Source organism: Burkholderia sp. 4NA327C6, assembly GCF_005502655.1.
In the GTDB taxonomy this organism is placed as follows: Bacteria; Pseudomonadota; Gammaproteobacteria; order Burkholderiales; family Burkholderiaceae; genus Burkholderia; species Burkholderia contaminans.
On sequence record NZ_SCNZ01000064.1, the window covers coordinates 1 to 26,432 of the forward strand.

The following is a 26,432-nucleotide window of genomic DNA, read 5'->3' on the forward strand; positions in this document are numbered from 1 at the left end:
ACGGGCACGGGCGGCAAGGGCAATGACGGCGTGGCAGCGTTCGTGCAGCGCCTGCCGGGCGCGATCGGCTACGTCGAATGGGCGTACGCGAAGAAGAACAACATGGTCTACACCGCGCTGAAGAACTCGACGGGCACGGTGGTCGAGCCGAAGACGGAAACGTTCAAGGCCGCTGCTGCCGGCGCGAACTGGTCGAAGTCGTTCTATCAGATCCTGACGGACGAGCCGGGCAAGGACGCATGGCCGGTGGTCGGCGCGACGTTCGTGCTGCTACATGCAACGCAAGAGAAGCCGGCGCAAGGTGCGGAAACGCTGAAGTTCTTCGACTGGGCGTTCCACAACGGCAACCAGGCCGCCACGGAGTTGGACTACATCTCGCTTCCCGAATCGGTGGTGTCCGAAATCCGCACGCAATGGAAAGCGAAAATCAAGGATGCGTCCGGTAAGCCGATTGCGAACTGACGGGTCCGGACGAGACGCGCAATTGCGCACATTCGCCGCGCAGCGCAGGAGGACGCCCCGTTGATGACTACCTGCCGGAAGGTTCGTCACGACCGCCGATCGGCGCACACCGCGACGGCGAGCGGGCCTGATTCAAGCATGGGACGAGCGCACTGCCGCTCACGTTGCAATCAGCGGACAATTTGAACGATGAGCGAAGAAGTGATTCACCGCGCCGACGCGTTCCTGAAAGGCTGATGCACATGCGTTGCGAAGCCTGCACGAACATGCGCATGATGTCCGATCCCGTCGCACATCGCGGACTGGTGGAATTGCACAAGCCCACGAAATTGCGGCCGCTAGGTCGGCCTGCAATCGTCGTGCGACAGTATCGCTGCCGCCTTTGCACGACGAACTGGCTGGTGGAGTCGGATCCGTTGCGGTCCGGCGCCACCGAATGGCTCTGCCTGAACGAGTCATCGAACATTCTCGCCCCCTCTTCCACGCGGCAGCCGGACAACGTGGCAACCGGGCACGTGGGAGAAGCCGGCGTCGGGAACCCGACGTTACCGCCGAACCCGGCTCACTGCGATGGTGGCAGCGCGATTTTTTTGCGCGCTACGGCAGGTAAGGCGTGATGTTCGACAACGCACGAGAAACGTACGCCTCCTTCTCCCCGACCGGCGCCACGTAGTGCAGTGCGCTCCGCGCGGCTTCCTCGCCCTCCAGGCGCGCAATGATCCACGCGGCCAGATACTGCGAAGCAAAGCAGCCACCTGCCGTTGCGACATTGCCTCGTGCGAAGAATGGCTGATTGAGGACTTCGACGCCCGCCTCGACGACCCAGGGTTTGGTCGTGAGGTCCGTGCACGCCGGAATGTCGTCGAGAAGGCCAAGCTTTGCCAGAACCAGCGTGCCCGAACATTGGGCACCGATCAGTTGCCGGGTCGGATCGAGATTCAGTTGCTCCATCAGCGTCGCGTCGTTGACGACATCCCGGGTCTGAATACCGCTCCCGACGATGACGGCATCCGCCGCGCGTGCGTCCGCCAACGTCGACTGCGCCTGCACGGTCACGCCGTTCATCGATGTGACGAAATGCTCGGGGCATGACAGCGTCACCCGCCAGTCGGGCTTCTTGATTCGATTGAGCACGCCAAGCGCGATGAGGGAATCGAGTTCGTTGAAACCCTGGAAGGTCAGAATGGCGATGTGCATGGGGTGCCCCGGCTGAGGTCGGTCGATGCATATTGCCAGATCGGCGCGATGTACGGATTCACGTTGGCGAAAACGCCGATCCCGAATCACCCATACACGGTCACGTCGGCAGACGGTCAAACGATTCAAGGCACGACGGACGCGAGCGGCCACACCGATTGGATCAGCAGTCACCAAGCTGCGTCGCTGTCGTTCCATCAGCCCGGGAGCAATGCATGACCGGCCCCTACTCCCCAGGGTCGTCAAGTGGGGGCTCGAGCACCGGTGGCCAAACAACGCAGGCTGGATTGAGGGCATCCAAACTCTCCCCGAAGGATCGGAAAGTTCTGTGTCACACGTTCTGCGAGTGCCTTCGGATCGGCGTCGCGACGAAAGCCGGGACAATCCAGCGGCAGCGCTGCGTCGAAATGCGCCTCGGGCTACCCAATGAGGTGTCGAAGATACAGACGGGCGTTCCAACGGAATACCGGCCGGAACAACCGTACGATATGACGACGAATCCACCCCAGCCGATCATGGACTACGACGATCCGCTGGAGCCCAATTCGGGCATTCGCCAGTGGATCAAGGATGTGTGGCCCAGCAAGGGCAGGAAATACGAGAAAGGCGACGTCCGCCGCCCTGACGTCGTCATCGTGAACGACCCGTCGAAACCTCCGCAGCAATCGAATATCAAGACCGTCGTGGAAATGAAATTCCCCGGCGATCGATACGGCCCTGATCAGGAAGACGACTACATCGAAATCGCGGGCGGCCCGTCGAAGTTTGTTCACCTCGGCGCGGCTGATTGCGGATGCGGCGACGACGACGGCCAGAAGGAAACTTCGCGCTCGACGCAATCCGCGCGACAATCCGAGCTTGACGACTTGTTCGGCGGCAATAGCACCGCGCCCGGAGGCCCACCGCTCCCGACCGCGCCTTCATTGCCACCACCTGCATTCCCGCTCCCGCTTTGACGCCATGACGAACGACGAAATTGAAGCTTGGGCCAAAGATCCGCGCCGTGCGGACACCATGCCTTTCGGGCTTTACGAGCCCGCGCACCAAAAAGGGATCACGGGTGCCGCTCTTGTAGTGCGGGGCGTGCTTTACTTCCGCAACGGTTTCACGTCGGAGGTTCGGCAAGCGCTGGTGCGCTGCTTCAAGCAGTACAACGCGGCGATCGAGGAATATCAACACGCGCTCGAAGTGGCGGCCGGCCAGACGCCGTCGAAGTCCGGGCCGCTGCGCTGGTTCTATTCCGAGGGAGAAGAACCGATCCAGTACGACAAGTCTCCGGGATTCGAAAGTCTCGCGACGGGCGTTCCCTCCGACGAGGCCCTTGCGGTCGCGATCACCAGCGCCGACCACAAGCTCGCGACCGGGTTCTATGAATTCACGGTGTTCGCGCTTAGCGAAAAGAAGGCTGCACGGAAACGCGGTCTCGACGGACTGGTATTCACGGTACCGCGTGCGTTTATCGCCCATCGCCCCGGCGTGTTCGAGGCGATGTTCCGCGCGTTCGCAGAAGCGTTGCCGATAGTTAGCGGTCACGGCGGGCTGGCCGTGAACGTGCCTCCAATGGGACGGCGACCAAACGAAGCCAGCGAGTATTTCTACGCGCGCCGTTTCGGGCCTGGCATCGACGTCGGCGATCCAATGCGGTCCACCGTTCGCAAGCTTTACACGAAGATCAAGACCGTTGACTGGCTCAACGCGCTCGATGCGGACTTGGTCGCGGCTGTCGGTGGTGCATCGGCGCTCGGACTCCCGCCAGATTGGTTTGCCCGTATTCCCCTGGGGAACGGGGGCTTGATTATTCAGGCCGGCGTCGCGCCGCAGCCGGGCGTATCCAATGGACCAGGCATTCCCGTATCTCCACCCGCCGCATACGTCATTCTGAACCACGCGCTGCGGCCGATCATCGCGGATGAGGTCGATACGCTGCAAGACGGGACACTGGACAGTACCGCGCCCCTGCTAAATACGGTCGTAGCGACCGAAGGTTGGCTGCGTCGGTTCAACGTACAGGATGATCAACTCAACGGCTTCTGGGTCGAGCTACACAAGACGCCGAAGCTGCACGGCGAAACGGCGTGATGTTGCGATGAGGCAGCGCCTTGTGATCCGTCACACGCAACATCGCTGCCACCGCTTACACCCTGGCCCCCGGTTGCAATCAAAGACTCTTCAGGTAATCACGATTGCGATTCAACATCGCACCGATTTCTGTCAGCTTGGGGTGCGGGCGATTCCCGATCTTATGTGCAATATAGTCGACCATAGGCAGATCAACGGATCGATGCAGCTGCGGATACAGGACAATAACGCGCCCCATGCCCAGCGCCTCAATGTCCTCGGGGGCTAGACTCTCTCCGCTCGCGCACTGGATGCTCCAATTCATCGACTCGCCGAGGTTTAAATTGACGGCGACAGCATTGGCGACAGGGACAATCGCGATCGTAACTGCGTCTGGATCCCCCATGACCTTTGCGAAGTGCGGGTCGCGCGGCTTCATCCAATCGGTCGCCCCCTGCAGCTCTGGTACGTCTTCATCGGGCCGGTGCCATAGTCCCTTGTGCAACATGTTGGCGTAGGTCGTACTGAGAACTCGCTCGCCGAACAAGCAATGAGCCATGCCAATTGCCAACTTTGCCATGAACCGAACGTCGTAATGCACATACATCCTCACGCGATTACGACGCCGCGGCTTCGTTAGGCAATTCCGAAGGATGTAGTCGATCCGTGTCTTGTCCAGTTCGTCTGGGTCTGAAAATCCAATGACCTTCGGATCAAAATCGACGGTCGTACACATGATTTTCCTGACTCGCCGGCCTGCAAAAGAGTCGCGAAATGCTCGCAACGACAATGCTGGATTCTTGGGCGACCGCTCGCTGAATAGATAGTAAGCACGGCTGGCTGCTTTCTTGACTGTTCGCGGATTGCCACCGGAATACCAGTACAGTCTCGAATCGTCTTTGCGTACCCAGTAGATTTGCTCGCCTAGCGGGCCGAGCCACGCCTCACACGTTTCCCCCTCCTCCATCATCGGCGGCCGCAAGTCCGAATGCCCCATGCATATAAGTGGCAGCCCAACTTCCTGACTAGGATCGAAGGTCGAGTAATGGATCTCGCGAAGCTTGTCCGTGACGAACCAATGCTTCTCGAAACTGGCGTCGACGAACAGGCCCAAGTCGTTGTTGCAGCTTTTGCACACTGATCGAGTCTTGAATTCGTCAGGAACGCAGGCGCCGCCGAGGAACTGGGGAATCACGTGTTCCAGTGTGAGATCCTCTTTGCTCTTCGGCTTCCGGCAATAGATGCAGAGTGTCATTTCTGTGGCGTAAAGAATCACTTTTCGATGCGAGAGGCTTCGGAACCCGACGGAACTGTATCCATCCTTGGAAGCTGTTGTGGCGAAACCCAAGACAAACGCGACTGCGAACCATTTCCCCGGGCGACTTGCTCGTCCGACTGAGAAGCTACGCGGAAATTGCTCGACGCCGCCGCCCGCTTTATCGTCCTACGATCTATCATCGTGACCGAATAGGCGTCTATACGTCGGGGGCTGAAGATGGCACAAAACTGGAGCGACGACGAACTTGCGGCTGCCGTGGAAGCATACGCGAACATGGCGACGCTCGAAGCAGAGCAAAGACCATACTCTAAACGAAAAATATATCGCGACTTAGCGTCTCGGTTCGGCCGTACCGATAAGGCATTTGAGTATCGAATGCAAAACATCTCGGCGGTGCTGCAAGAAGCGGGCAGACAGTGGATTCCTGGATTGAAGCCGGCGGGCAATGTCGGGGCCAATGTGAAACCACGAATCATGTCGCTTCTCGACCAGGCAGCGACCAGGAAGCATCCAACCTCGCGAAGTGAAGCAGCATATCGTCCTAAGCTTGCTGCCATGCGGTCCTGGTTGATTGAAGTCGCACGCGACAAGCGCGTCGTCACGTACGGGCAAGTCATGGACGCATTCGGCATCGATCGGTTCAGCTTGCGACATGCAATGGACTACCTCGGCCATCAGGCCGACAATCGCGACGAACCGATCATCACCGCACTCATTGTCGGCAAAAAGACTCAGCGGTGCTCACAGGGACTGGCGAAAGAATTTCATGTGTCCGATGATGAAGCAGAGCGCCAGCGGCTTTACGCATTCTGGAATGCCGCTGACGAGGACAAGGCGGATATCGCAGCAGAACCCGACACACTGGAGGTCAGGGCGGCTCGTTTCGTCAGCGTCGAAAGCAGACCGGACCAGGCTGCATTTCGCAGGCGCGTATATTTGGCATGTAAGGGAGCGTGTGTCATTAGCGGTTGCACCGTCGTCAAGGCATTGGATGCTGCACACAAGCATGGGCGCAACTGGAAGCTGGGCCACAACAGTGGGAGCGATGGCTACCTGTTGCGCAAGGACCTCCATGCTCTCTATGACAATCATCTGCTTTGGATCCGCGACGATGGGGCAGTCGAACTACACCCTACCGTTTTCGAACACTACAAGCAGTTCGCCGGCGTGAAGCTATTTCTGGTAATTGCCGGTGACCGCCTATAATGCGAATGACGTCGGCGCCACACAAAGCACAAGCATGATCGGGGTAGGTTGCCAGCGTATCGTTGTATCTTGGATACATTGGCCAACGCATGCGATTGGGATTGCGTCAATAGGCCTAAATCCTATTGCATCTTTGGCGAACCGCAGAAAAAACGAACATCGTCAAGACCATCGGGGGTTCACATGCCAAAAGGACTCGACACGACGCAAAATTGCTCGCCCTATGCGGCTAGCATTCGCGCGCAAGGTTACGATTTTATCGGACGCTATCTCAGCAAATCCACCTGGAAGGTGATCAATGCCCCGGAAGCCTCTGCAATCAGCGCAGCGGGGCTTTCGCTTATCCTTGTCTATGAGGATGGCTCGACATCGGCCAGCTACTTCAGTAACAGCCGCGGTCAGAGCGACGGACAGCGAGCGGCGACGCAAGCGGCGGCATTGAGTGCACCGTCCAAGACGGCGTTGTACTTCGCAGTCGACTATGACGCCAGCAGCGCCGACATCAACGGCTGCATCACCGATTACTTCAACGGCGTCGCACAAGGGCTAGCCACAGCCGAAACGGATAACGGCTGTCCACCCTACGCGATTGGCGCTTACGGTTCGGGCAGCACATGCCTCGCACTTGCGCAAGCCGGTCTCGTCCAATACACATGGCTCGCACAGTCGCGGGGGTGGTCCGGGTACGATCCGAATCACCTCTGGTCGATTGTTCAGGGCATGCCGTCGACTGTCGGCGCCCTGTCTGTAGACCCCGATGTCGCCATCGGCAATAACTACGGCGCGATTCCGCCAGTGGGTCCCGCTCAGGTTGTGGGCATTTGATCTGATGTGACGCGGCGCGCAGCCGTCTTTGTTTGACATCCTCCGTCTAATTGAAGGCAGGAGATTCCCAAAAGGACACCCGCGGCATCCGCGCTACCCCTCCTCGCCCGCGCCCGAAGGAAGTCCCCTTCGGGAACGGACGAGGCCTGCCGCGCATCCTGATGGAAGGGGAAAGAATTGAATAAAAGATCTCCGGTAGCGCAATTGCCGCTTTGCATTTTGCTGGCGTCGCTTAGCCTTAGTGGATGTGCGATGTTCGACGGGGGATACATTACATCGCCCGTTTTGAGCCCGCCTTTAGGCGCGGGAGGAAATGGGAATTCGTCAGCGAATCTGCCGAGCGGAAAGGCGCCCCGCTCGCTCATTGATTACACGCCCGAGGAAGCGGAAGACTTCGCCATTCAGGCACAAAGAGTCGTGGCGCTATATCGGGCGGAAGCGGCCGGCGGACGCGTTTATTCAGCCTCGGGGCTGATTCCTCTATCGGCCTTCATCGCCTATAAAGGGCTCATCGGTAGCGCGACGAAAACGATCGCCGCGCTTACCGCAGGCGGCGCAGCCGTCTATGCTACTCGTAATTATCTGCTCGCCCCGCGCTACGAGCGCATTTACACGCGAGCCGAAGCAGCGATCCAGTGCGCGCGCAGTGAATATGCTGTTGCCGAGATGGCGATCGGTGCCCGACACGTACCCGACGACGTCCACGATGCAGTCGAGCAAGCATTCACCGCGGCAGACAGTGAACTCATGAAGCTGGATTCAATGGCCAAGAAGGCCAAGGTATCCATTCAACCGCTACGAGATCAACTGACCAAGGCTCGGCGAGACAAATGGGCGGCCGACGCATACTTGGAGGGCGGGTTGCGGGCGCATAAAGCGGCACTCTTCAAGGCCGTACATTTGATCATCGCGCAAGCTAATGAGCAGATCGCGGAGGATCAGCCCACCATCGCCGACGACAAAGCACTGTTCGGGTCCGCCTTCACGCTGCCAACATCGCTGCGTACCCCGTCAGCCACGCAGGCCCTGGCACTGCCGTCGGACACAAAATATGCCCGGGACACGGACACGCAAAAAACGGCGCTCCAAACTCAATGGAACGCCGCAGCTCAGGCGATAAAGACCGCGAATGACAAGGTCGTCCTGTATGTGCAGGCCGCGCAGCAGTTTCCGCCACCTCAGTCGATCGCCGGAGCGACCAACTATGGCGGCTGCGCCTACCAGCAATTGACCGGGGTTCGGCCGGCGCTCACTCAGCCGCTCACGCTCGGAGCGGCTGACGCGGACTCGAACCAGACGTTTCCCGTCACGACATCGACTCCCGCGTCGGTGGCGATTTCCGGCGGGACACCGTCGTCCTATGCCGCTGCAATCGCTGATCCGCCTACGGCAGCCGGAGCTATCGCGCCGAGCGCTAAAATCGAATTGCGCTCAGGCATCGCGTTCGTTGTGGTGACAGTCGACAGCAGCACGCCCAAGGATCGGGCTTTCAAGGTGGTTGTCACCGATGGAACCGGCACGCTGAAACAGTTCTACGTTCAGCCTAAGTGAAATCTTAGCGCGACACTTGGAATGACGTGCCGAAAAAACCTGTCGATCGTCATGAGATCAACACGTGGAACTGGTTCGACTCGCCTCTCGATATTGCTCGCTAGGCAAAAAACGATTGAATTTTCTATCACGAAAAGGTGCCAGATGTTGAGTCATAAAAAAATGGTGCAAGTAATTGCTCAGATATTGCAGGACGCAGCAGAAAAAAGGCGAACGGTCAGTTTTAAATTTTTATACGAGTCCGTTGGACTTCCCAAGCAAAGTACGTCCATTGAGCGAGGCGAATGCCATCGCGCGTTGGAAGATGCTGCCAATGAAATTTGCGATTTCCGCACGGCAAACTACACGAGCTTAATGGCAAAAAGAGACTCGGGCCTTCCCGGCGATGGATTTTTCGATACATATCGCCTGCACCGATTGATTGAATACAAATCACTCGTCGGAGATATTGCGACCCTTGACCTATCAGAACACGACAAGAAGATATTGACCAACAAAGAACGAGAGCGTGTCTACCGGATTGCCGGCTCTTAACGCTCATTTCGATTAGTATCGCGAGCGCCGCCTGACCTTTCCACTCCGAAGTATCTCACTGTAAAGCTGGGCGATGGACTTTGTTGCGGACGCGCTGGTGCATGGCCGACGTATTCGCATGTTGACGATCATCGACGCGTGGAACCGCGAGTGCCCGTATCTCGAGGCCGACTTCTCGCTAAGGAAACACTGATCAATTCGGCTTGGCGGTCATCGCTGACGAGGCCAAGGGCGTTGTAGAAAGAAGCTCACGGAACGGACCCACGACGATGCAGCGGCAGATCGGTTTTGCGGAAGCGGAAAGTGCGGGCAAGAAGCGGGTGACCAAGCGTCAACGCTTTCTGGCCGAGATGGAGAAGGTCGTCCCTTGGTCGCGGCTGCTGTCGGTGATCGGGCCGTATTACCCGAAGGGCGAGCGTGGCCGGCCGCCGATTGGCCTGGAACGGATGCTGCGGATCTACTTGCTGCAGCAGTGGTACGGGTTGTCGGACGAAGGGCTTGAAGATGCGCTCTACGACAGCATCGCGATGCGCGCCTTCGCGGGCATCGACCTGGCGCGCGAGAACGTGCCGGACGCCACCACGCTGTTGAAATTCCGGCGCCTGCTGGTCGAGCACGCACTGACGCGAAAGCTGTTCGACGAGATCGGCATCGAGTTGTGCGAGCGCGGGCTGATGATGAAGGAAGGCACGCTGGTGGATGCGACGATCTTCGAGGCTGCGCCGTCCACGAAGAACGCCGGGAAGAGCCGTGACCCGGAGATGCATCAGACGAAGAAGGGCAACGACTGGTATTTCGGCATGAAGGCCCATGTCGGCGTCGACGCCGACTCGGGTCTGGTGCATAGCGTGGTCACCACGGCGGCCAACGAGCCGGACGTATCGCAGGCCCACGCCCTGCTGCACGGTCATGAGCAGGAAGCGTTTGGCGATGCGGGCTACACCGGCGTGGACAAGCGCGAGGAGATGAAGGGCAAGACGGTGAAGTGGCACGTGGCGCTCAAGCGCGGAAAGATCAGGGCGATGCAGGAAGGTCCGCTGAAGGACCTCGTGATCGCGGTCGAGCGAACCAAGGCGCAGATCCGCGCCCGGGTCGAGCATCCGTTTCATGTCGTGAAGAACCTGTTTCGTCATCGCAAGGTGCGCTACAAGGGTCTAGCCAGGAACACGGCACAGCTGTTCAGTCTGTTCGCGCTGGCGAACCTGGTGATCGCGAAAAATCAGCTGTTGTCGACTCATGGGAGCAATCCGTCATGTGTGTGAAAAACGCGGGAAGTGAGGCCCGAATACGAGCGAAACTCACCTCGCATGTCGTCAAATTCCTACGTCAATCTGAAAATTGCAACCTGCCTCGTCCGTTATGCGGACGACAGGCTCATTGATCAGCGTTTCCCTAACGGGTGTACGTGTGGCGCGTGTGCTCGAGCAGTTGCGACAACGAGGACGATGTCCCAATCTGATTCAGGTGGATAACGGGTCGGAGTTCGTCAGCAAGGCGCTCGATGCCTGGGCGCACGAACATGGCGTCAAGCTACGGTTCATCCGTCCAGGCAAGCCGGTGGAAAATTCTCACCTCGAAAGCTTCAACGGCCGGCTGCGCAAAGAATGTTTGAACCAGCATGCGTTCGTTAGTCTCGACGATGCACGCATGCGAATTGAAGCCTAGCGCACTGACTACAACTCAGTGCGCCCGCATAGCTCCTTGGGGCAACTGGCGCCGGACCAATTCCGGCAATTGCGTCAACCGAAAACCGGCGAGCCCATTAAATTACGAATGGTGTACTCGGCAGGGTAAGGTCAAAGCTCGGACGCGAGGACGGCTCGCACGTGCAGAGCAAACGTCCGCTCAGCACTTGACGAGTCAGTCGAAACGCAAGCCCCATGCGCGAGTCGGTGAAGTTGAGAAGAAACCGTTTCATCCAACGTCCGGCACCGAAGTGTCGGCAGCGATTCCGGCCATGCAAAATCCTCACCGCTTCGATCGATAGTTCGTTCGTTACCGCAACGCTTCAATACGAGGCGGCTAGCGCGAGTCCACCTTCGGTGCGGTATTCAGCGCGGCGGCTTCTGGTCCCGTCAGATAGCAATCGCGGAAGCGCTCATCGACGCGTTCCCCCATCCGTTTCGAAAACAGCAGCGCTGCGTTGAGCGGGCGATGATTGATGACCACGGAATCCGTCTCGCCCTGTTCGTTCAGGTGCGCGATCACCACCGTTTCGATCGGCACGCCCTGGATCTGAGACCGATAGGATTCCATATACAAGCCGTTGCCGATCTCGCCCTTGTAGCTGTGATGCTGGAACTCGTAGAGCGCAACCGCGTGTTTGATCACGGCGAGAATATCGGCTCGCCCCTCGATCGGGCGCTTCAGGACGGTGGCTTCGAGCGTCGCATTTTCTGCGAGCCTCGCCAGCCAGAGCGGCGGACCGCCTGCGGGCGTCAGCACGGGAGCTGTGTCGTTGAATTTCATGTTGGGCGCTCCAGTTACGATTTGCTCGTCATGCCTGCGCTAGCGGCATCGAGCGTGATGCGCGCCTTCTCCAGGCGGCGTCGCGCGAGGCGTTCAACGCCCGCGCCGCGCTCAGACTCGCCGGCCAGTAGCGCGTGAATATCGGGCAGCGTCCAGATTGCGCCGCGTGTCCCCCAGGCGCCATCCGGAATCTCGGTCGGGAACACCCAGACGCGCGTCGCGACGTCATCGAACGGCCGGCCCTCCGCGCGCGCCACCGTTTCCGTGACGTTTCTGACGAGCCAGCGACGCGATTCGTCGGTGTATTGCCCTTCCGGTACCGACGGAACGATCCGGTAGCGTATCGTGGTCGTGCGTTCGCCCCCGATGTAGATCGCAGCCGGCCGATGAAGATGGAAAACGGTGACACGCTGTGCGGTCGGATTGGAGGCGTCGTACCCTTCCGCCTTGATGAGGATGTCGGTCAGTTCCTTGACGAGGCGCGCTTCGGCCTCGGGCGTCAGGGCGTCTTCGGGCCACAGTGCATCGATCATTGGCATGGTGCTGCTCCTGCTTTCAGGTCATTGGATGCGGCCATCTTCGGGGTTTACGCGTGCGGCCGGAAGTGGCAGCATCGCCATTATTCGTGGAATTTCAGACATGCCATGACCATCGTCCGCATCTGGGTCTATGACGGAATCCTCGCGTCCGGCGTCGCAGGCCCTGTTGACGTCATCAGCGCGGCGAATCAGTTCCATGCGCGTACGGCCGCACCGGGCGCGACATCCGCTCCCCTGTTTGCATGGCGCGTGGAATCTCTCGACGGACACCCCGTCACGGCTGCGTCGGGCCAGGTCATTCACGTCGACGGGAAGATCGACCCGCGCAAACGGGCGGACGCCGTTCTGCTGACGGCACCGTTTATCTCGAACATCGACGAGTTCATCGGGCGCCGCGAGCAATTGAACGCGCTGTCATCCGCGCTGCGGCGTCAACGCAAGGCAGGTGCCGTGCTGGCGGCTTATTGCACGGCCAACTACCTGCTCGCCGAGGCGGGCCTGCTCGATGGCCGCGCCGCAACGACGCACTGGGCCAGAGCCGCGGACTTCGCGCGCCGCTATCCGCGTGTCGAAGTTCGCGCGCAGGAACTGCTGATTGCGCAAGACGGCATCATCTCGGGCGGTTCCGTGACGTCGTATCTGAATCTCGCAGTACGCCTCGTCGAAACATTCGCCGGCGAAGCACTCGCCGCGATGACCGCGAAGGCGCTGTTGATCGACATGAACCGGACTTCGCAAGCTTCCTTCGCAACGCTTCTCGACGAACATGGGCATACGGACACGCTCGTCGCGCGCGCCCAACAGCAGATGGAAGCCACGTTGCAGCAGGGATTCCGGTTGAGCGATCTGGCGGCGTCGCTTGCTGTCAGCGAACGCACGCTCAATCGCCGCTTCAAGGAAGCCGTCGGGCTTGCACCGTTGGCGTATCTGCAGAATCTGCGCATCGAGGTCGCGAAAAGGTTGCTGGAAACGCGGCCAATCGGGCTCGAAGCGGTGAGTCAGCGGGTCGGTTATGGTGATATCAGCACGTTTCGGCAATTGTTCAAGCGCAAGACCGGGTTGTCGCCGAGTGAATATCAAATGCGGTTCTCGCGTGCTGCGGCCGAGAATAGGGAAACCGGGTCAGGCCGCAACGGCGACTGAGACCTCGCGGGATCATCGCGCCACAACCCTCGTCGCTTCCCTCCCTCTTTACCCGCACTGCCCTTTTGTATCTCAACGTATCTGCAACAGATAGGGATACGCACGCTTACACACAAGCGACTTTCGCACACAAGCGGGATACGTTCGTCCGCTCAAATACGCCCATCGCGAGCAAAACACCGCACCGCAAGAAACCGGGCTTACCGAGGGAGTGCATATGCAACACGAGTCGAACGGAACCGTTGAACCGGATCGCACTGCGAATGAACCGCTGAGCAGCCAGATCGCGCGCAATTGTCTGCTGACGCGCGCCCGGCAGATCTCCCGCGTCTTGACCTCCGTTTATGACGATGCGTTGCGTCAGTTCGGCATCGTGGCGCCGCAGTTCTCGTTGCTCGTGCTGATCGCGGAGTTCGGGCCGATCAGCCGCTCGGATCTGGGCCGACGAAATCATCACGAGCGCTCGACGCTGACCAGGAATCTGCAACCGCTGATCGCGCAGGGCTGGGTCGCCGAGGGCGTCACGGCAAGCGATGGTCGAAGCCGCCCGCTCTCGCTCACGCATGAAGGCAACGCGCTGCTCAAAACCGCCGCGAGCGCGTGGTCGGCGGCGCAGCGCCACGCGACGCACCTCCTCGGCGAAGGCTGCACCCATGAACTCATGAATATCGCGCGGAACTTGCCGCTGCGCATGGTCTGAAATTTTTCGGTCGGTGTTGCATATGCAAGATTGACCAACGTCTGGTACCCCTTCCCCCCTCGTCAAGGAGTTGTCATGAAAGTCGTCAAAGCCGCCGCCGTCCAGTTCAGCCCGGTGCTATATAGCCGTGAAGCAACCGTCGCCAAGGTCGTGCAGAAGATCCACGAACTGTGCCAGAAGGGCGTGCAGTTCGCCACCTTCCCCGAGACGGTCGTGCCTTATTACCCTTACTTTGCGGCCGTCCAGACGGGCATCGAGCTTCTTTCGGGCACCGAACATCTGCGCTTGCTCGAACAGGCCGTGACTGTGCCGTCCGCTGCTATCGACGCGATCGGCGAAGCCGCGCGAAAGGCCGGCATGGTCGTGTCCATTGGCGTCAATGAGCGCGACGGCGGCACGCTGTACAACACACAATTGCTCTTCGATGCGGACGGCACGCTGATCCAGCGCCGCCGCAAGATCACGCCGACGCATTTTGAACGCATGATCTGGGGCCAGGGAGACGGCTCGGGCCTGCGCGCAGTCGACAGCGCAGTCGGCCGCATCGGCCAGCTCGCATGCTTCGAGCACAACAATCCGCTCGCCCGCTACGCGATGATCGCCGACGGCGAGCAGATCCACTCGGCGATGTACCCGGGCTCGGCCTTTGGCGAGGGCTTCGCCCAGCGGATGGAAATCAATATCCGCCAGCATGCGCTCGAGTCCGGGGCTTTCGTCGTCAACGCGACGGCGTGGCTGGATAGCGACCAGCAGGCGCAAATCATGAAGGACACCGGCTGCGGAATCGGTCCGATCTCGGGCGGCTGCTTCACCACGATCGTCTCGCCTGACGGCATGCTGATGGCCGAGCCGCTTCGCTCGGGTGAAGGCGAGGTGATCGTCGATCTCGACTTCACGCAAATCGACCGCCGCAAGCTGCTGATGGACTCGGCCGGCCACTACAACCGCCCCGAATTGCTGAGCCTGATGATCGACCGCGCGCCGACCGCGCATGTTCACGAACGCGCTTCGCACCCGATGCTCGTCGACGATCAAGGCTCCGAAGATCTGCGCGCCCAGGCGGCATGACCTGCGAACTTCGAATTGCCCCCTATCGATGGAGAATTTGCCTTGAAAGCAATGATGAGGACCGGCTGCGCGAGCATGGTCGTTGCGGCGCTGATGGCGGCCGCTTCCCCCGGCTACACGCAGACGTCCGCAACAGATACGCCAGTGGCAACGCATTCGCGCAAGCAGGCGGCCGCAAAGACCGACGTCTCGGACAGGGCGCTGGTGAAGTCGCTGCCCGGATTCAGAACGGCTATGCAACCGTCAACGGCGTACGGCTGCATTATGTGGTCGGCGGCAAGGGCGAGCCGCTCGTGTTGCTGCCCGGTTGGCCCGAAACCTGGTGGACCTTCCACAAGATCATGCCGGCGCTCGCCGAGCACTACACCGTGATCGCGGTGGATCTGCGCGGCATGGGCGCATCGTCGAAACCCGTTGATGGCTATGACAAGAAAACGATGGCCGCTGATATCCATGAACTGACGCAATCGCTTGGATACGACAAGGTTGCGATCGCGGGACACGACATCGGCTCGGCTGTGGCGTTCGCCTACGCGGAGAACTATCCGGAAGCCACCGACAAGCTGGTGATGATGGAGTTTCCGCATCCCGACAATAGCCTGCAGACTTTTCCGCTTCTACCCGCCGAAGGCGCATATGGCGACAGGCTGGGTTCGGCGCGCCCGAACCTGTGGTGGTTCGCATTCAATCAGGTCAGAGGTTTGCCGGAGAAGCTGCTGGCAGGCCGCGTCCGGCTCGAGCAGGACTGGCTCTTCCACTACTTTCTCGTGAATGAGAATGCTGTCGACGCGCGCGACCGCGCCGTGTACGAGCACGCGTATGACAGCGCCGCCGCGATCCGTGCAGGCAATGCGTGGTATCAGGCCTTCCCTCAGGACGTCAGCGACAACAAGGGTTATGGCCAGTTGCAAATGCCGGTTCTCGTGATGGGCGGTCCCGCATACAGGTGGATGAAAATGGTCGTCGGAGAAAAGGCGGTCAATCTGAGCGCCCGCGAAGTAGAAAACAGCGGACACTTTATCCAGGAAGAGCAGCCCGAGCTGGTGACGAAGGCCATGCTCGGCTTTCTGGAAGGCACACGCGAATAACGACTCGATCGTCGCGTTGGTCAACGTATGCACACGCATGTTTTCATACAGAAGTGTGTACATGCATACATAAATGGAATGAAGTTTTTCCTTGAAAGGATGTGATATGACAACGAAACCTGCCCATGATCGGCCCATTCTCGTGACGGGTGCCGGAGGCGCAATTGGCGGCATTGGCCGCAACGTCACGACGTCATTGCTTGCGAAGGGCTATAAAGTGCGGGCGCTGGTCCGCAAAGAGGACGAACGCGCGGACGAGTTGCGCCGCCTTGGCGCCGAAGTCATGGTCGGCGATCTGACCGATCTCGCCTCGATGCACCGTGCGATCGAAGGTTGTTCGCGCGTCTATTTCGGCATGTCCGTCTCTCCAGCCTATCTCGAAGCGACCGTCAATTTTGCCGCGGTTGCACGTCATCATGGTGTCGAAGCCATCGTGAACATGTCGCAGATGACGGTCACGGAAATGAGCATCACGGAAACCACCGACAGTCCCCAGCACAAGCTGCACTGGCTCGCCGAGCAGGTCTTGCAGTGGTCGGGGCTGCCCGTCGTCACGGTACGGCCCACGGCGTTTCTCGAAACCTTCTTCCTGACGCTTGGCGCAACCGGCGTGCGCGACAACGACGAACTCGCACTGCCGCTCGGCAATAGCAGGACTTCGCCCATTTCAGCCGTTGACGTCGCACATGCCGTATCGCTGATTCTCGAAGAACCGGCGCCGCATATCGGCAGGATTTATAACCTGACGGGTCTCGAATCAACCGATCTCGAGCACGCCGCGCGCGTCTTTTCGGACGCGCTCGGCCGGCCCATCCGTTACCGGAATGTGCCTGTCGCGCCGTGGTCGGACAAATTACGCGAACTCGGCATTCCAGCTCACGTCGTCGATCATCTGGCCGTGATGGCAGACCTGCACGTTCAGGGCCGGTATGACCGCATCACGAACGACCTGTTCGAACTCACGGGCCGCAAACCCATGAGCATGTACGACTTCGTGAATCTGCACATCGCAGCGTTCACGCGCAACGCAACACGCTGATCCAGGGCAGGAGACCGATCTCATGTCAAAAGACACGCCCCAATCCTCATCGCGCCGGCACTTTGTCGGTATGGCGGCCGCGACGCTCGCGGCAGCCTCGCTGAGCCGGCTTGCCCTCGCGGAAACGCCCCGCGCACTCGGCAAGATCACCGAACCCGCGAACGGCGACAAGACGGCGATCCGGCCGTTCCGCGTTCATGTCCCCGACTCGCAGCTCGTCGACATGCGGCGCCGCATCAAGGCCACGCGCTGGCCGGATCGCGAGACGGTGCCCGACGAGTCACAGGGCATTCAGCTCGCCACTATTCAGGGACTCGCGCAATATTGGGCAACCGGCTACGACTGGCGCAAATGCGAAGCGCGTCTGAATTCGTATGCGCAGTTCATCACCGAGATCGACGGACTCGATATCCATTTCATCCACGTGCGGTCGAAGCACGAAAACGCGATGCCGTTGATTGTGACTCACGGCTGGCCCGGCTCGATCATCGAACAGTTCAAGATCATCGACCCGCTCGTCAATCCGACGGCGTACGGCGCGCCGGCTTCGGATGCCTTTCATCTCGTGATCCCGTCATTGCCCGGTTACGGCTTTTCGGCGAGACCAACCACAACGGGCTGGGGACCGGAGCGCACCGCGCGCGCGTGGGTCACATTGATGAAGCGCCTCGGCTATCAGCGCTTTGCTTCGCAGGGCGGCGATCTCGGCGGGATCGTCACGAACATCATGGCCAAACAGGCGCCGCCCGAACTGATCGGCATTCATGTGAACTTCCCTGCCTCCGTTCCGCCGGACATCCTGAAGTCGCTGGCCGCGGGCGACGCGATGCCTGCCGGCTTGTCGGACGAGGAACAGCATGCGTACGAGCAATTGAGTGCCAACTTCAAAAAGAAGCGCGGCTACGCTTTCGAAATGGGCACGCGCCCGCAGACGCTGTACGGACTCGCCGATTCTCCCGTCGCGCTGGCTTCCTGGCTACTCGACCATGGCGACGGCTACGGCCAGCCTGCGGCGGCGTTGAGCGCAGCCGTGCTCGGCCATCCCGTCAACGATCATTCAGCGGGCGCGCTGACGCGAGACGACATACTCGACGACATCACGCTTTACTGGCTGACCAACACCGGCATCTCGGCGGCGCGCTTCTATTGGGAGTCGCACGCGAATTTCTTCCTCGCGGCCGACGTCAACGTGCCAGCCGCGATCAGCGCCTTTCCAGGAGAAAACTACCAGGCGCCGAAGAGCTGGACCGAAAAGGCCTATCACAACCTGATTTACTTCAACAAACCCCAAACGGGCGGGCACTTCGCGGCATGGGAAGAACCGACGATCTTCGCGAACGAAGTACGCGCGGGATTAAGGCCGTTACGCGCCTGAAGGGCGAAGCGCTCCGACACGCGTGCGTCGGAGCGCTCCTCGATGTAATCGTGCTGGTCGGGTTCATGCGATGTCGTTCACATGGATCTGCCGCCGGGTTTGACCTCGGGGCCGCACGTGCACCCGCCATGACACCCTCGGCGAATTCTGGCCAGGTTGAACGAAAACTGTCCCCTTGGGGATCAAATCGTGAGAACGAAAATGAACAAGCTGATCAAGACGCTTGCCGCGGTCGCGGCTAGTACCGTGCTCGCGACGAACGCCTTCGCCCAGAGCGCGGCGGAGGTAGGCGTCGCCTCGCCGTACGCCGCCATCGATAACGAGCCGCCACCCAGACTGATTGTGGATCCCACGCCGCTTGCTCCAGGACTGGCTCACGGCATCGTCTGGATCCGATACCGGGTGGAGAACGTGCATATCGTTCCGGTGTTCGGGCCTGGCGCGCTCAACGTTTCTCCCCGAATCGGGCATCTGCACGTACACATCGACGACCTGCCCTGGGGTTGGGTAGAAGCGAACAATGTCAATACAATCAGCGTGGCGGGTCTGCCACCCGGTCAGCACAAGATGCTCGTCGAGTTGGTCGACGCTCAACACCACCTGTTCGCCGGATGCACCGAGTGCAGGAAGACGGTGACGTTCACTGTCCCGGAGGGCTCGTCTCATTCACACTGAAGGTGATGACAAGAGCCGCTCCGTTAGTCCGTCACGAATGACGCCCGACGCATCCTGAATTGTCATGCCGGCTTCGCTGTCGAACGTCGGCGTCAATCCGGTTTACTGGACGGCGAACGCGGACACTTGCCGGTTCGCCGTCAGCGTGTCGCTGGCCTGCACGCGGGGCCGCTTGCCGGTCGCCGGCCCGGCACGACCTGCGCCCCCAATGGCAAGCAACGATCAGAGATCTCCGCGCACTTCACCGGTTCCCAGCGCGTTCCGCTGCCGGTTGACCTCCGCCCAAAGCTCATCGCTGTCGTCGTCGCGCAGCACGACCATCCAGTCCAGTTGATCGTCGGTCACGTCGAAGTATTCCAGGATTTCCCGTCGAGCCGCGTCGATGAACTGCGCGTATTCCGGGGTTGCCTGGGCCCGCGCGTGCAACGCGTCGTATTCGGCATCGTCCGCGCCGCCGCCGTGCTCGTCGATATAGCGCGAGATCCACTGGTCCCGTTCGCGGTCGTAGTCGGCCTCGGCGCGCATCGCCTGCAACGCCGTGTAGAAATCCAGTTGGGCAAACGCGGCGATCGCCGCCGTTGTCGCCTCGTCGAATGGTGTCGTCATTCCATCTCTCATGTCGTTCAACGCACATCATCGCACGGGCCGCACCCGGGCAAGCGCCTCGAATACGGACCGCACGCACATGCCATAATTCGCCCGTTCCCGAGCTACCGGATAAATCGTGTCATACGCGAAATGATTTTGATCAGATCACTTGCCGCCTGTCTGTTGATGGCTGGATGTCTTGCTGCGGCGCACGCCGAGACATATCCACCCGAAGTATCGAGAAGCATCGACAAGCTTCAGTCCCAATGTGCCCGCAAGTCCAACGATCCGAAGGCGCCAGCCTGCATCGAATACAAGGCCACGTTGGCGCGCACCATTCCGTCCGCCGTCCAGGCATTGATGCATCAGGAAGAAGTCGCCAATGACAAATGCCGGAACGGCCCGGCACCCAAATTAATGCCTGACGGGCAATATGCACCGGGAAGCGCCTGCGCACAACGCGAACAGCTGATGAAGACCCTCCACCAGCACAACTGGTGCTGGGGCCATACGGACATGGATAGCTATCTTCCCGGTTGGGTGATCTGCCATCCCGGTGAATGGCAGTAAGGCCGCACCAAAAGCGGGGCACAAGGCCGAGGACCGGATTGCAAGCCCCAGTCCTCACCGGCGATGCTCGCACCCGCAGTTGCCGCAGCAAGCAGTCGAACAGGTTTCCCGGCGATTCGTCCAGTCTCTCGATCTGCCTTTGCAGCGCGAATCCTCACCGCCGCCCTGGCATCAGCAACAGGCGCTCGTCCCGGCGGACTTTCCTGAACCTTCCGTTTCAGCCTGAAACGGTAGTTCTGAAATTTGCGCCGACGGATCGCAATTGGCTGCAGATTCAACCCGACGACGTCACACGCTCGAGGCTGCCTTCAGCCGCCGAGCCGCCAGCCAGACTCAATGGCTGGCGAGCGGCATCCTCACGCATCAGGACGGACGTTTCCCGCGGGCGCCAGCGGGTTTGCCAGCCGGCTTGCGCGCGCCCGCCGCCGGCTTGCCGGCAGATTTGCCACGCGGCTTCTGCACGCTGAACGGGCTGCCGACGGTGTAGTCCGGTCCGTTACCGGCCGGCTTCGCGTGCGGCGCCGCAGCCTTGCGCTTGTTCTCGCCGCCTTGCGGACGCGGCTTCTTACCCGCCACCGGCATGGCCGCCGACGCAGCTTGCGGCACTTTCGGCTTCTTCGGCTTTTTGGGTTTCTTGATGATCTGGCCCGTCGCGCTGGTTTCCGGCACGCGGTGTTCGGCCTCGAAACCCGGCTCTTCTTCACGGCGCAGCGTTTGCTTGATCAGCGCTTCGATCGCGGCCAGTTGCGGCGCTTCATCCGCACACACGAGGGACACCGCCACGCCACTGGCGCCCGCGCGGCCGGTACGGCCGATGCGGTGCACATAGTCTTGCGCCACGATCGGCAGGTCGACGTTGATCACCAGCGGCAGGTCGTCGATATCCAGCCCGCGCGCCGCGACATCGGTGGCCACCAGCATCTGGACTTCGCCCGTCTTGAAGCGCTCCAGCGCACGCAGGCGCGCCGGTTGCGGCTTGTCGCCGTGGATGGTGTCGACGGCATAGCCGGCTTCGTCCAGCATCGCCGCCAGGTAATCCACGCCGTTGCGCGTCTTGACGAATACCAGCGCATGCTCCCACTTGTTCTCGGCCACGAGGTGCATGAAAAGATCGGGCTTGTTCCGCTTGTCCACCGTCACCACCCACTGCTTGATCTTGCTGGCCGTGGCATTGGGCGGGCTGACGCTGATGTTGACCGGACTGCGCAGGATGGTCGCCGCCATCGCGCGGATATCGTCGGTAAACGTGGCCGAGAACAGCAGCGTCTGGCGCTGCGCGGGCAGCGCGGCAAAGACGGCGTTGAGCTCGCGTGCAAAGCCGAGATCCAGCATGCGGTCGGCTTCGTCCAGCACCAGCGTCTGCACCTGATCGAACTGCACCGCGTTCTGGCGATTGAGGTCCAGCAAACGGCCCGGCGTGGCCACGAGCACATCCACGCCCTTGCGCAACTTCATCATCTGCGGATTGATGCTCACGCCGCCGTAAGCGGCCAGAAACCGCAAATCGAGGCCCTTGCCGTAAGCGATGAAGCTTTGCAGCACCTGTTCAGCCAGTTCACGCGTGGGCACCAGCACCAGCACACGTGCGCGGTTGCTGGACACCGCCGGGCCGTGTTGCACCAGCCGCTGCAGCAGCGGCAGAGCAAAACCCGCCGTCTTCCCCGTGCCGGTCTGGGCGCCCGCCATCACGTCCTTGCCACCGAGCACGGCAGGAATCGCCTTGGCCTGCACCGGCGTGGGGGCCTGGTAATTGAGGTCCTTCAGGTTACGCAGCAAGGGATCGATCAGGCCGAGCGAGGCAAAAGACATGGACGTATTCCGGACTAAAACCGCAATTCTAGCGGTTGCCGGGCGAATCAAGGCCCACTGCGCCCGGCTGGACGGCGCCGGCGGGGTGCGGCACGGCCAACCGGAAGCAACCACGGGGCGACGCAAAGCAGGCAAGCCCGGCACCTTTTCCGGCACGGATGCCCCCTTCGTCGCGACTCTGTCCGTTTACGTGCCCATCACTTCATGGCGGATGGTTCACGCCACTGGACGAGGAAACGGTAAATGCCGCGCGTCACCGCGTTCGCAACGAAGGAAGTCGAGCTTGCGCCGCTCGACGGTGCTCGATGACGAAAGCCAGGTGATAAGCTCGATGCCGGCGCGCGGTCGCACATCGACGCGCGCCAAACCCTGCCCCTACGACCGCCACGAGCCACCCATGCCCCTCGCCCCTTCCGTCCTCTCCGCGTTCACGCCGACCGGCAAGCTGCGCGCGTCGATCAACCTCGGCAACCGGATCCTCGCGAACCGCGACCCGGCGACGGGCGAACCGTTCGGCGTGTCGATCGATCTCGCGCGCGCGTTCGCCGAGCGCCTGTCGGCCGAGCTGGAACTGGTCGTGTTCGACACCGCCGGACAGTCGGTGCAGGCACTGACCGACGAGCGTGCCGATTTCGGCTTCTTCGCGGTCGATCCACTGCGCGGCGAAACGGTCGCGTTCACGGCGCCGTACGTGTTGATCGAGGGGTTCTATCTGGTGCGCGACGCTTCGCCGATCCGCACGAACGCGGACGTCGACCGGACGGACAACCGCGTGACCGTCGGCAAGGGCAGCGCCTACGACCTGTTCCTCACGCGCGAACTGAAGGCCGCGCAGATCGTGCGCGCGCCCACGTCGCAAGCCGTCGTGCAGACCTTCCTCGAACAGCAACTGGAAGTGGCCGCCGGCGTGAAGCAGCAGCTCGAGGCCGACGCCGCCAAAACGCCCGGCCTGCGCCTGCTCGACGAGCGGTTCATGGTGATCCGGCAGGCCATGGGCGTGCCGAAGAGCCGCGGCGAAGCGGCCGCGGCGGCTCTGAATGCCTTCGTCGAGGAAATGAAGGCGTCGGGCTTCGTCGCGGATTCGCTGCGGCGACATGGCATCTCCGGCGCATCCGTCGCGCCGCAAGCGTGACGGCACGGGGCGTCACGCAGCGATCCGGGATCGGTTATCGCCCCGCTTCCCGCCGGCCGCTTGAGCTTGCACGATTCGGCACGGTGGTTGCGGCCAGCCGGAGCGAGGCCCCGGCGCTCAGTACGACTTGACCGCCACCGTGGCCGGCGACTCGCTCAACGGGACGAACTGGCGCGTCGTGCCGTCGAGTGCGTCGATGCGCCCCATCTCGATGTCGTAGACCCAACCGTGCAAATTCATTCGTCCTTGCTCGAGCGCGAGGGCAACTGACGGATGCGTGCGCAGGTTGGCGAGCTGGGCGATCACGTTCTCGCGCACCAGACCGTCGAGCTTGGCCCGAGGGGAGTCGAACTGATGCGCGGCGTTGATGACTTTCGCGGCATCGGAATGGCGCAACCAGTTCGCGACAGCCGGCATATGGTCGAGACACGTACACCGTGAGATCGCGCCCATCGCGCCGCAATCCGAGTGCCCGCAAATGACGATATCCCGCACGCCGAGCACGGCGACCGCATACTCGACCGTGGCCGACACGCCGCCCGGCTCCGGTCCGTACGACGGAACGATGTTGCCCGCGTTGCGAATCACGAACAGTTCGCCCGGCTCACGCTGCGTCAGCAGTTCGGGCACCACGCGGCTGTCCGAGCACGTCACGAACAGCGCCTTGGGATTTTGGGCGGATGCGAGCTGCTTGAACAGCTCGACACGTTGCGGATAGACCTCGCGCTGAAAGCGCAGAAAGCCGTCGATGATGTCGCGCACGGGACTCTCCTGATACGAATTCACGGCGGGCGGGCAACGCGATCGTACGCTGCCGTCCGCCAGGGCGGCCGACATTATCGCAGATCGGCGACGTCGTGAAGAGGCTGGCGCGGACGTCGGCCAGCCGGACTCCCTCGGCGCCCCCCATGCGCGCACGGCGCATTCGATCCGGTCCGCCCGGGACCGAAAAACCGGCACGATCCCCGGATGTCCGTCGCACCGACGCACCACCCTAACTCGGCAGCGGCGCCCTTGATTCGATGCGGGGTTTCGGTATATTTGCGGGAAACACGAGGGGATGGCGCACTCGCAAAAACAGGGCGCCCTCAAACGACCAAAAAGCCTATAACCGAGAATAACGATCATGTCCGGCACCTACGACCTTTCGCTCGTCGTACTTTCCTGCCTGCTTTCGATCCTCGCATCGTTCACGGCACTCAATATCTCCGATCGCCTGAATCTCATCGGAAATCGTTCGATCTGGCCCTGGATCGCTTTCGGCGGTTGCATCATGGGGCTCGGCATCTGGTCAATGCACTTCGTCGCCATGCTGGCATTTCACCTGCCGGTGGCTGTCGGATACGACATTCCCACCACCGTCGCTTCCTTGCTCATCGCGATTGCCGCTTCGACAGTCGGCTTCGTCCCGCTCGCCCGATTCGCGCTGCATTGGCCGCTACTCATTGTCAGCGCAATCGTCATGGGGCTTGGCGTCGCCGGCATGCACTATCTCGGCATGCAGGCAATGAGCATCTGCTCCGGCATTCGATACCAGCCCTGGTTGGTCGTGCTGTCCGTCATCATCGCGATCCTGGCAAGCGGCGCCGCCTTGTTGCTGGCCTTCGACCTGCGCCGGCCGAGCGCATTCGGCAGAACACGCCAGATCGGTTCGGCCATCGTCATGGGCGTGGCCGTGTGCGGAATGCATTACTGCGGCATGGCAGCGGCCAGTTTCGAACGAGGCAGCGACTCGGCGGCGACCCTCGCCGATCTGCCCGCACCGTGGCTGGCCGGTATCGTCGTGACTTTCAGCCTGGTGATTTTCCTGGTCGCCGCCGTGATCATGGTGCTGGATGCGAGGATCAACACCCAGGCGCGAGAACGCGTTCAGGCGACATTGAGCACCCATCTCGATCGACGGAATCCCACGCGCTGACAGGGCCCGCTCGGTTTCATCCGGGCACGTCGAACTCGCCTTTCGCTTGTTCTTCCAGCCCGGCACACCAGGTGCACGAGCGCACGGCCGCTTCGGCGCGCCGCGCAAGCGGAAGGCGCATCCGGTTCTCGAGCGCGCCGCCCCGAGCATCCGCGCGCATCATCCCGATCGACGCACTGCCGCTCAACGGCAACGGCAAGCTCATGCGGCGGGAATTGCTCGCGCGGCTGTAGCGTGTGAAGGCGTGCCGGCGCGATGTCTCCTTCCCCGAAAAACCGCAAAATCTGCAAACCCGCCGACCCTACATTGCTCCTCCAGGAGCACGCAATTGAAAACCCGAACCCTGACCCAATACGCCCGGCGCATGGACCCCGTCCTGCGCTGGCTGGCAAGCCACCCCGACGCCGACCCGGATCTGTATCTGCTGGCCGACCTCGCGTGCTTGTCGCCGTATCACTTTCATCGCGTCTACCGCGCGATGATCGGCGAGACGGTGAACGCCACCGTGCAGCGCATTCGCATGCACCGTGCGGCGGTCGCGTTGGGCGGGACCGGGGTGCCATGCGCGAGGTTGCGCAGCAAGCCGGCTATACGTCGGATGCTGCCTTCAGCCGTGCGTTCGGCGCGACCTTCGGCCTGTCGCCGGGGCGCTACCGCGCGGCCCGCTCCGTTCCGTTCAATCCACAGGAGCTCGGCATGTATCCCGTTACCATCGAAACGTTCCCTGGCGCCGTACTCGCCGCACTGCCGCACCACGGCAGCTATCAGGCAATCGGCCCGGTCTTCACCCGTGCCTTCATGCTGGCCGCCGCCCGCGGCCTGGCGCACCCCGAGGCGATCGGCTTCGGCGTGTATTTCGACGATCCCGAGCAGGTGCCGGCCGACCGCTTGCGCTCGATGGCCGGCATGTCCGTCGCGCCGGACGCCGAAGTGGGCGACGAGTTGGAACGCTTCGAGATTCCAGCCGGCCGCTGCGCGATCCTGACCTACACCGGGCCGTACAACGAAATGGACCGGCCGTATAACTGGATGTTCTCCGAATGGCTGCCCGCGAGCGGCAACGTGCCGGCCGACTTCCCGATGTTCGAGCAGTACCTGAACGACCCGCGCAGCACCCCACCCGCGCAGTTGCAGACGCGCATCTGCATGCCGTTGAAGTAAGCGCCGCACGGCCCTGCGGAGTCACGCCGGGCCCGCCCCGGCGATG

The 26,432-nt window shown here is 61.3% G+C and carries 26 protein-coding genes and 4 pseudogenes; 22 read left to right on the forward strand and 8 right to left on the reverse strand.

Going from position 1 to position 26,432, the window contains the following annotated elements:
* Window positions 1-462: pseudogene (locus FFS49_RS37460) on the forward strand (substrate-binding domain-containing protein); the annotation flags it as partial.
* Window positions 463-734: 272 nt separating this feature from the next.
* Window positions 735-1,079, forward strand: coding sequence for a hypothetical protein (locus FFS49_RS37465; protein ID WP_137909731.1), 345 nt, complete (start codon window positions 735-737; stop codon window positions 1,077-1,079).
* Here the strand turns inward: FFS49_RS37465 and FFS49_RS37470 are convergent.
* Window positions 1,060-1,659 carry a DJ-1/PfpI family protein gene (locus FFS49_RS37470; protein ID WP_046547014.1) on the reverse strand — a complete coding sequence of 200 codons (600 nt, stop codon included), beginning with the start codon at window positions 1,657-1,659 and terminating at the stop codon, window positions 1,060-1,062. The genes FFS49_RS37465 and FFS49_RS37470 overlap by 20 nt on opposite strands.
* Before the next feature lie 69 nt (window positions 1,660-1,728).
* On the opposite strand from FFS49_RS37470, the pseudogene FFS49_RS42800 reads away from it, so the two are divergent.
* The 3 genes and pseudogenes from FFS49_RS42800 to FFS49_RS37485 all read left to right on the forward strand — a co-directional run.
* Window positions 1,729-1,878: pseudogene (locus FFS49_RS42800) on the forward strand (PAAR domain-containing protein); the annotation flags it as partial.
* Window positions 1,875-2,615, forward strand: coding sequence for a VRR-NUC domain-containing protein (locus tag FFS49_RS42805; RefSeq protein ID WP_105817142.1), 741 nt, complete (start codon window positions 1,875-1,877; stop codon window positions 2,613-2,615). The pseudogene FFS49_RS42800 and the gene FFS49_RS42805, both read left to right, overlap by 4 nt.
* A 4-nt stretch (window positions 2,616-2,619) precedes the next feature.
* Complete coding sequence (locus tag FFS49_RS37485; protein ID WP_105817143.1) at window positions 2,620-3,738, forward strand: DUF3396 domain-containing protein; 1,119 nt, start codon at window positions 2,620-2,622, stop codon at window positions 3,736-3,738.
* Window positions 3,739-3,817: 79 nt separating this feature from the next.
* Here FFS49_RS37485 and FFS49_RS37490 read toward each other — a convergent pair whose 3' ends face one another.
* On the reverse strand, window positions 3,818-4,972 hold the full coding sequence (locus tag FFS49_RS37490; protein WP_105817144.1) for an HNH endonuclease: 1,155 nt from the start codon (window positions 4,970-4,972) through the stop codon (window positions 3,818-3,820).
* Window positions 4,973-5,212: 240 nt separating this feature from the next.
* On the opposite strand from FFS49_RS37490, the gene FFS49_RS37495 reads away from it, so the two are divergent.
* The 6 genes and pseudogenes from FFS49_RS37495 to FFS49_RS37520 form a co-directional block, all read left to right on the forward strand.
* The gene (locus FFS49_RS37495) at window positions 5,213-6,202 is read left to right on the forward strand and encodes an HNH endonuclease signature motif containing protein (protein WP_137909732.1); all 990 of its coding nucleotides are present in this window, start codon (window positions 5,213-5,215) and stop codon (window positions 6,200-6,202) included.
* A 183-nt stretch (window positions 6,203-6,385) separates the two neighbouring features.
* On the forward strand, window positions 6,386-7,027 hold the full coding sequence (locus FFS49_RS37500) for a DUF1906 domain-containing protein (RefSeq protein ID WP_105817146.1): 642 nt from the start codon (window positions 6,386-6,388) through the stop codon (window positions 7,025-7,027).
* 252 nt (window positions 7,028-7,279) lie between these two features.
* On the forward strand, window positions 7,280-8,578 hold the full coding sequence (locus FFS49_RS37505) for a hypothetical protein (protein ID WP_105817147.1): 1,299 nt from the start codon (window positions 7,280-7,282) through the stop codon (window positions 8,576-8,578).
* 144 nt (window positions 8,579-8,722) lie between these two features.
* Complete coding sequence (locus tag FFS49_RS37510) at window positions 8,723-9,112, forward strand: hypothetical protein (protein ID WP_137909733.1); 390 nt, start codon at window positions 8,723-8,725, stop codon at window positions 9,110-9,112.
* A 269-nt stretch (window positions 9,113-9,381) separates the two neighbouring features.
* Window positions 9,382-10,374 (forward strand): IS5-like element ISBmu23 family transposase, encoded by a 993-nt coding sequence (locus FFS49_RS37515; RefSeq protein ID WP_007182917.1) that lies wholly within the window; start codon window positions 9,382-9,384, stop codon window positions 10,372-10,374.
* Between the two features lie 127 nt (window positions 10,375-10,501).
* Window positions 10,502-10,906: pseudogene (locus FFS49_RS37520) on the forward strand (integrase core domain-containing protein); the annotation flags it as partial.
* Between the two features lie 228 nt (window positions 10,907-11,134).
* Here FFS49_RS37520 and FFS49_RS37525 read toward each other — a convergent pair.
* Both FFS49_RS37525 and FFS49_RS37530 read right to left on the reverse strand, forming a co-directional pair.
* The gene (locus tag FFS49_RS37525; protein WP_105818743.1) at window positions 11,135-11,581 is read right to left on the reverse strand and encodes a hypothetical protein; all 447 of its coding nucleotides are present in this window, start codon (window positions 11,579-11,581) and stop codon (window positions 11,135-11,137) included.
* A gap of 14 nt (window positions 11,582-11,595) precedes the next feature.
* Window positions 11,596-12,120 (reverse strand): Tautomerase enzyme, encoded by a 525-nt coding sequence (locus FFS49_RS37530; RefSeq protein ID WP_105818744.1) that lies wholly within the window; start codon window positions 12,118-12,120, stop codon window positions 11,596-11,598.
* Window positions 12,121-12,225: 105 nt separating this feature from the next.
* Between FFS49_RS37530 and FFS49_RS37535 the strand changes: the two genes are divergently transcribed.
* The 7 genes from FFS49_RS37535 to FFS49_RS37565 all read left to right on the forward strand — a co-directional run bounded on the left by FFS49_RS37535 (window position 12,226) and on the right by FFS49_RS37565 (window position 19,208).
* A complete protein-coding gene (locus FFS49_RS37535) occupies window positions 12,226-13,263 on the forward strand; it encodes a helix-turn-helix domain-containing protein (protein WP_105818745.1) in 1,038 nt (345 codons plus the stop codon).
* 217 nt (window positions 13,264-13,480) lie between these two features.
* Window positions 13,481-13,963: a MarR family winged helix-turn-helix transcriptional regulator gene (locus FFS49_RS37540; protein WP_105818746.1), complete on the forward strand. Its 483-nt coding sequence runs from the start codon at window positions 13,481-13,483 to the stop codon at window positions 13,961-13,963.
* Between the two features lie 75 nt (window positions 13,964-14,038).
* Window positions 14,039-15,031, forward strand: coding sequence for a carbon-nitrogen hydrolase family protein (locus FFS49_RS37545; RefSeq protein WP_105818747.1), 993 nt, complete (start codon window positions 14,039-14,041; stop codon window positions 15,029-15,031).
* Entirely contained in the window at window positions 15,028-16,119 is a 1,092-nt protein-coding gene (locus FFS49_RS37550) for an alpha/beta hydrolase (RefSeq protein ID WP_105818748.1), read from the forward strand. Before FFS49_RS37545 ends, FFS49_RS37550 begins: the two co-directional genes overlap by 4 nt.
* A gap of 106 nt (window positions 16,120-16,225) precedes the next feature.
* On the forward strand, window positions 16,226-17,158 hold the full coding sequence (locus tag FFS49_RS37555) for an NAD(P)H-binding protein (protein WP_105818749.1): 933 nt from the start codon (window positions 16,226-16,228) through the stop codon (window positions 17,156-17,158).
* Window positions 17,159-17,180: 22 nt separating this feature from the next.
* A complete protein-coding gene (locus tag FFS49_RS37560) occupies window positions 17,181-18,533 on the forward strand; it encodes an epoxide hydrolase (RefSeq protein WP_105818750.1) in 1,353 nt (450 codons plus the stop codon).
* Between the two features lie 201 nt (window positions 18,534-18,734).
* The gene (locus FFS49_RS37565) at window positions 18,735-19,208 is read left to right on the forward strand and encodes a DUF6130 family protein (protein WP_105818751.1); all 474 of its coding nucleotides are present in this window, start codon (window positions 18,735-18,737) and stop codon (window positions 19,206-19,208) included.
* Window positions 19,209-19,430: 222 nt separating this feature from the next.
* Here the strand turns inward: FFS49_RS37565 and FFS49_RS37570 are convergent, their stop codons facing one another.
* A complete protein-coding gene (locus tag FFS49_RS37570; RefSeq protein WP_039360423.1) occupies window positions 19,431-19,814 on the reverse strand; it encodes a hypothetical protein in 384 nt (127 codons plus the stop codon).
* A gap of 132 nt (window positions 19,815-19,946) precedes the next feature.
* Here FFS49_RS37570 and FFS49_RS37575 point away from each other — a divergent pair, with 132 nt between their 5' ends.
* A complete protein-coding gene (locus FFS49_RS37575; RefSeq protein ID WP_105818752.1) occupies window positions 19,947-20,366 on the forward strand; it encodes a hypothetical protein in 420 nt (139 codons plus the stop codon).
* A 363-nt stretch (window positions 20,367-20,729) separates the two neighbouring features.
* Here FFS49_RS37575 and FFS49_RS37580 read toward each other — a convergent pair whose 3' ends face one another.
* A complete protein-coding gene (locus FFS49_RS37580) occupies window positions 20,730-22,175 on the reverse strand; it encodes a DEAD/DEAH box helicase (RefSeq protein WP_171026900.1) in 1,446 nt (481 codons plus the stop codon).
* 397 nt (window positions 22,176-22,572) lie between these two features.
* Here FFS49_RS37580 and FFS49_RS37585 point away from each other — a divergent pair, with 397 nt between their 5' ends.
* The gene (locus tag FFS49_RS37585; RefSeq protein ID WP_105818754.1) at window positions 22,573-23,307 is read left to right on the forward strand and encodes an ABC transporter substrate-binding protein; all 735 of its coding nucleotides are present in this window, start codon (window positions 22,573-22,575) and stop codon (window positions 23,305-23,307) included.
* Between the two features lie 117 nt (window positions 23,308-23,424).
* Here FFS49_RS37585 and FFS49_RS37590 read toward each other — a convergent pair whose 3' ends face one another.
* On the reverse strand, window positions 23,425-24,069 hold the full coding sequence (locus tag FFS49_RS37590; RefSeq protein ID WP_039360414.1) for a carbonic anhydrase: 645 nt from the start codon (window positions 24,067-24,069) through the stop codon (window positions 23,425-23,427).
* A 364-nt stretch (window positions 24,070-24,433) separates the two neighbouring features.
* Here FFS49_RS37590 and FFS49_RS37595 point away from each other — a divergent pair, with 364 nt between their 5' ends.
* On the forward strand, window positions 24,434-25,225 hold the full coding sequence (locus FFS49_RS37595; RefSeq protein ID WP_105818755.1) for an MHYT domain-containing protein: 792 nt from the start codon (window positions 24,434-24,436) through the stop codon (window positions 25,223-25,225).
* 16 nt (window positions 25,226-25,241) lie between these two features.
* Here the strand turns inward: FFS49_RS37595 and FFS49_RS42270 are convergent, their stop codons facing one another.
* A complete protein-coding gene (locus FFS49_RS42270) occupies window positions 25,242-25,430 on the reverse strand; it encodes a hypothetical protein (RefSeq protein WP_171026898.1) in 189 nt (62 codons plus the stop codon).
* Between the two features lie 123 nt (window positions 25,431-25,553).
* Here FFS49_RS42270 and FFS49_RS37605 point away from each other — a divergent pair.
* Window positions 25,554-26,386: pseudogene (locus tag FFS49_RS37605) on the forward strand (AraC family transcriptional regulator).
* Window positions 26,387-26,432: the final 46 nt, after the last annotated feature.

Bases quoted from the DNA above. Each gene is read 5' to 3' on its own strand.
- FFS49_RS37465 (WP_137909731.1), top strand. From the start codon at position 735: ATGATGTCCGATCCCGTCGCACATCGCGGACTGGTGGAATTGCACAAG.
- FFS49_RS37470 (WP_046547014.1), bottom strand. From the start codon at position 1,659: ATGCACATCGCCATTCTGACCTTCCAGGGTTTCAACGAACTCGATTCC.
- FFS49_RS42805 (WP_105817142.1), top strand. From the start codon at position 1,875: ATGACCGGCCCCTACTCCCCAGGGTCGTCAAGTGGGGGCTCGAGCACC.
- FFS49_RS37485 (WP_105817143.1), top strand. From the start codon at position 2,620: ATGACGAACGACGAAATTGAAGCTTGGGCCAAAGATCCGCGCCGTGCG.
- FFS49_RS37490 (WP_105817144.1), bottom strand. From the start codon at position 4,972: ATGACACTCTGCATCTATTGCCGGAAGCCGAAGAGCAAAGAGGATCTC.
- FFS49_RS37495 (WP_137909732.1), top strand. From the start codon at position 5,213: ATGGCACAAAACTGGAGCGACGACGAACTTGCGGCTGCCGTGGAAGCA.
- FFS49_RS37500 (WP_105817146.1), top strand. From the start codon at position 6,386: ATGCCAAAAGGACTCGACACGACGCAAAATTGCTCGCCCTATGCGGCT.
- FFS49_RS37505 (WP_105817147.1), top strand. From the start codon at position 7,280: ATGTTCGACGGGGGATACATTACATCGCCCGTTTTGAGCCCGCCTTTA.
- FFS49_RS37510 (WP_137909733.1), top strand. From the start codon at position 8,723: ATGTTGAGTCATAAAAAAATGGTGCAAGTAATTGCTCAGATATTGCAG.
- FFS49_RS37515 (WP_007182917.1), top strand. From the start codon at position 9,382: ATGCAGCGGCAGATCGGTTTTGCGGAAGCGGAAAGTGCGGGCAAGAAG.
- FFS49_RS37525 (WP_105818743.1), bottom strand. From the start codon at position 11,581: ATGAAATTCAACGACACAGCTCCCGTGCTGACGCCCGCAGGCGGTCCG.
- FFS49_RS37530 (WP_105818744.1), bottom strand. From the start codon at position 12,120: ATGCCAATGATCGATGCACTGTGGCCCGAAGACGCCCTGACGCCCGAG.
- FFS49_RS37535 (WP_105818745.1), top strand. From the start codon at position 12,226: ATGACCATCGTCCGCATCTGGGTCTATGACGGAATCCTCGCGTCCGGC.
- FFS49_RS37540 (WP_105818746.1), top strand. From the start codon at position 13,481: ATGCAACACGAGTCGAACGGAACCGTTGAACCGGATCGCACTGCGAAT.
- FFS49_RS37545 (WP_105818747.1), top strand. From the start codon at position 14,039: ATGAAAGTCGTCAAAGCCGCCGCCGTCCAGTTCAGCCCGGTGCTATAT.
- FFS49_RS37550 (WP_105818748.1), top strand. From the start codon at position 15,028: ATGACCTGCGAACTTCGAATTGCCCCCTATCGATGGAGAATTTGCCTT.
- FFS49_RS37555 (WP_105818749.1), top strand. From the start codon at position 16,226: ATGACAACGAAACCTGCCCATGATCGGCCCATTCTCGTGACGGGTGCC.
- FFS49_RS37560 (WP_105818750.1), top strand. From the start codon at position 17,181: ATGTCAAAAGACACGCCCCAATCCTCATCGCGCCGGCACTTTGTCGGT.
- FFS49_RS37565 (WP_105818751.1), top strand. From the start codon at position 18,735: ATGAACAAGCTGATCAAGACGCTTGCCGCGGTCGCGGCTAGTACCGTG.
- FFS49_RS37570 (WP_039360423.1), bottom strand. From the start codon at position 19,814: ATGACGACACCATTCGACGAGGCGACAACGGCGGCGATCGCCGCGTTT.
- FFS49_RS37575 (WP_105818752.1), top strand. From the start codon at position 19,947: ATGATTTTGATCAGATCACTTGCCGCCTGTCTGTTGATGGCTGGATGT.
- FFS49_RS37580 (WP_171026900.1), bottom strand. From the start codon at position 22,175: ATGTCTTTTGCCTCGCTCGGCCTGATCGATCCCTTGCTGCGTAACCTG.
- FFS49_RS37585 (WP_105818754.1), top strand. From the start codon at position 22,573: ATGCCCCTCGCCCCTTCCGTCCTCTCCGCGTTCACGCCGACCGGCAAG.
- FFS49_RS37595 (WP_105818755.1), top strand. From the start codon at position 24,434: ATGTCCGGCACCTACGACCTTTCGCTCGTCGTACTTTCCTGCCTGCTT.
- FFS49_RS42270 (WP_171026898.1), bottom strand. From the start codon at position 25,430: ATGAGCTTGCCGTTGCCGTTGAGCGGCAGTGCGTCGATCGGGATGATG.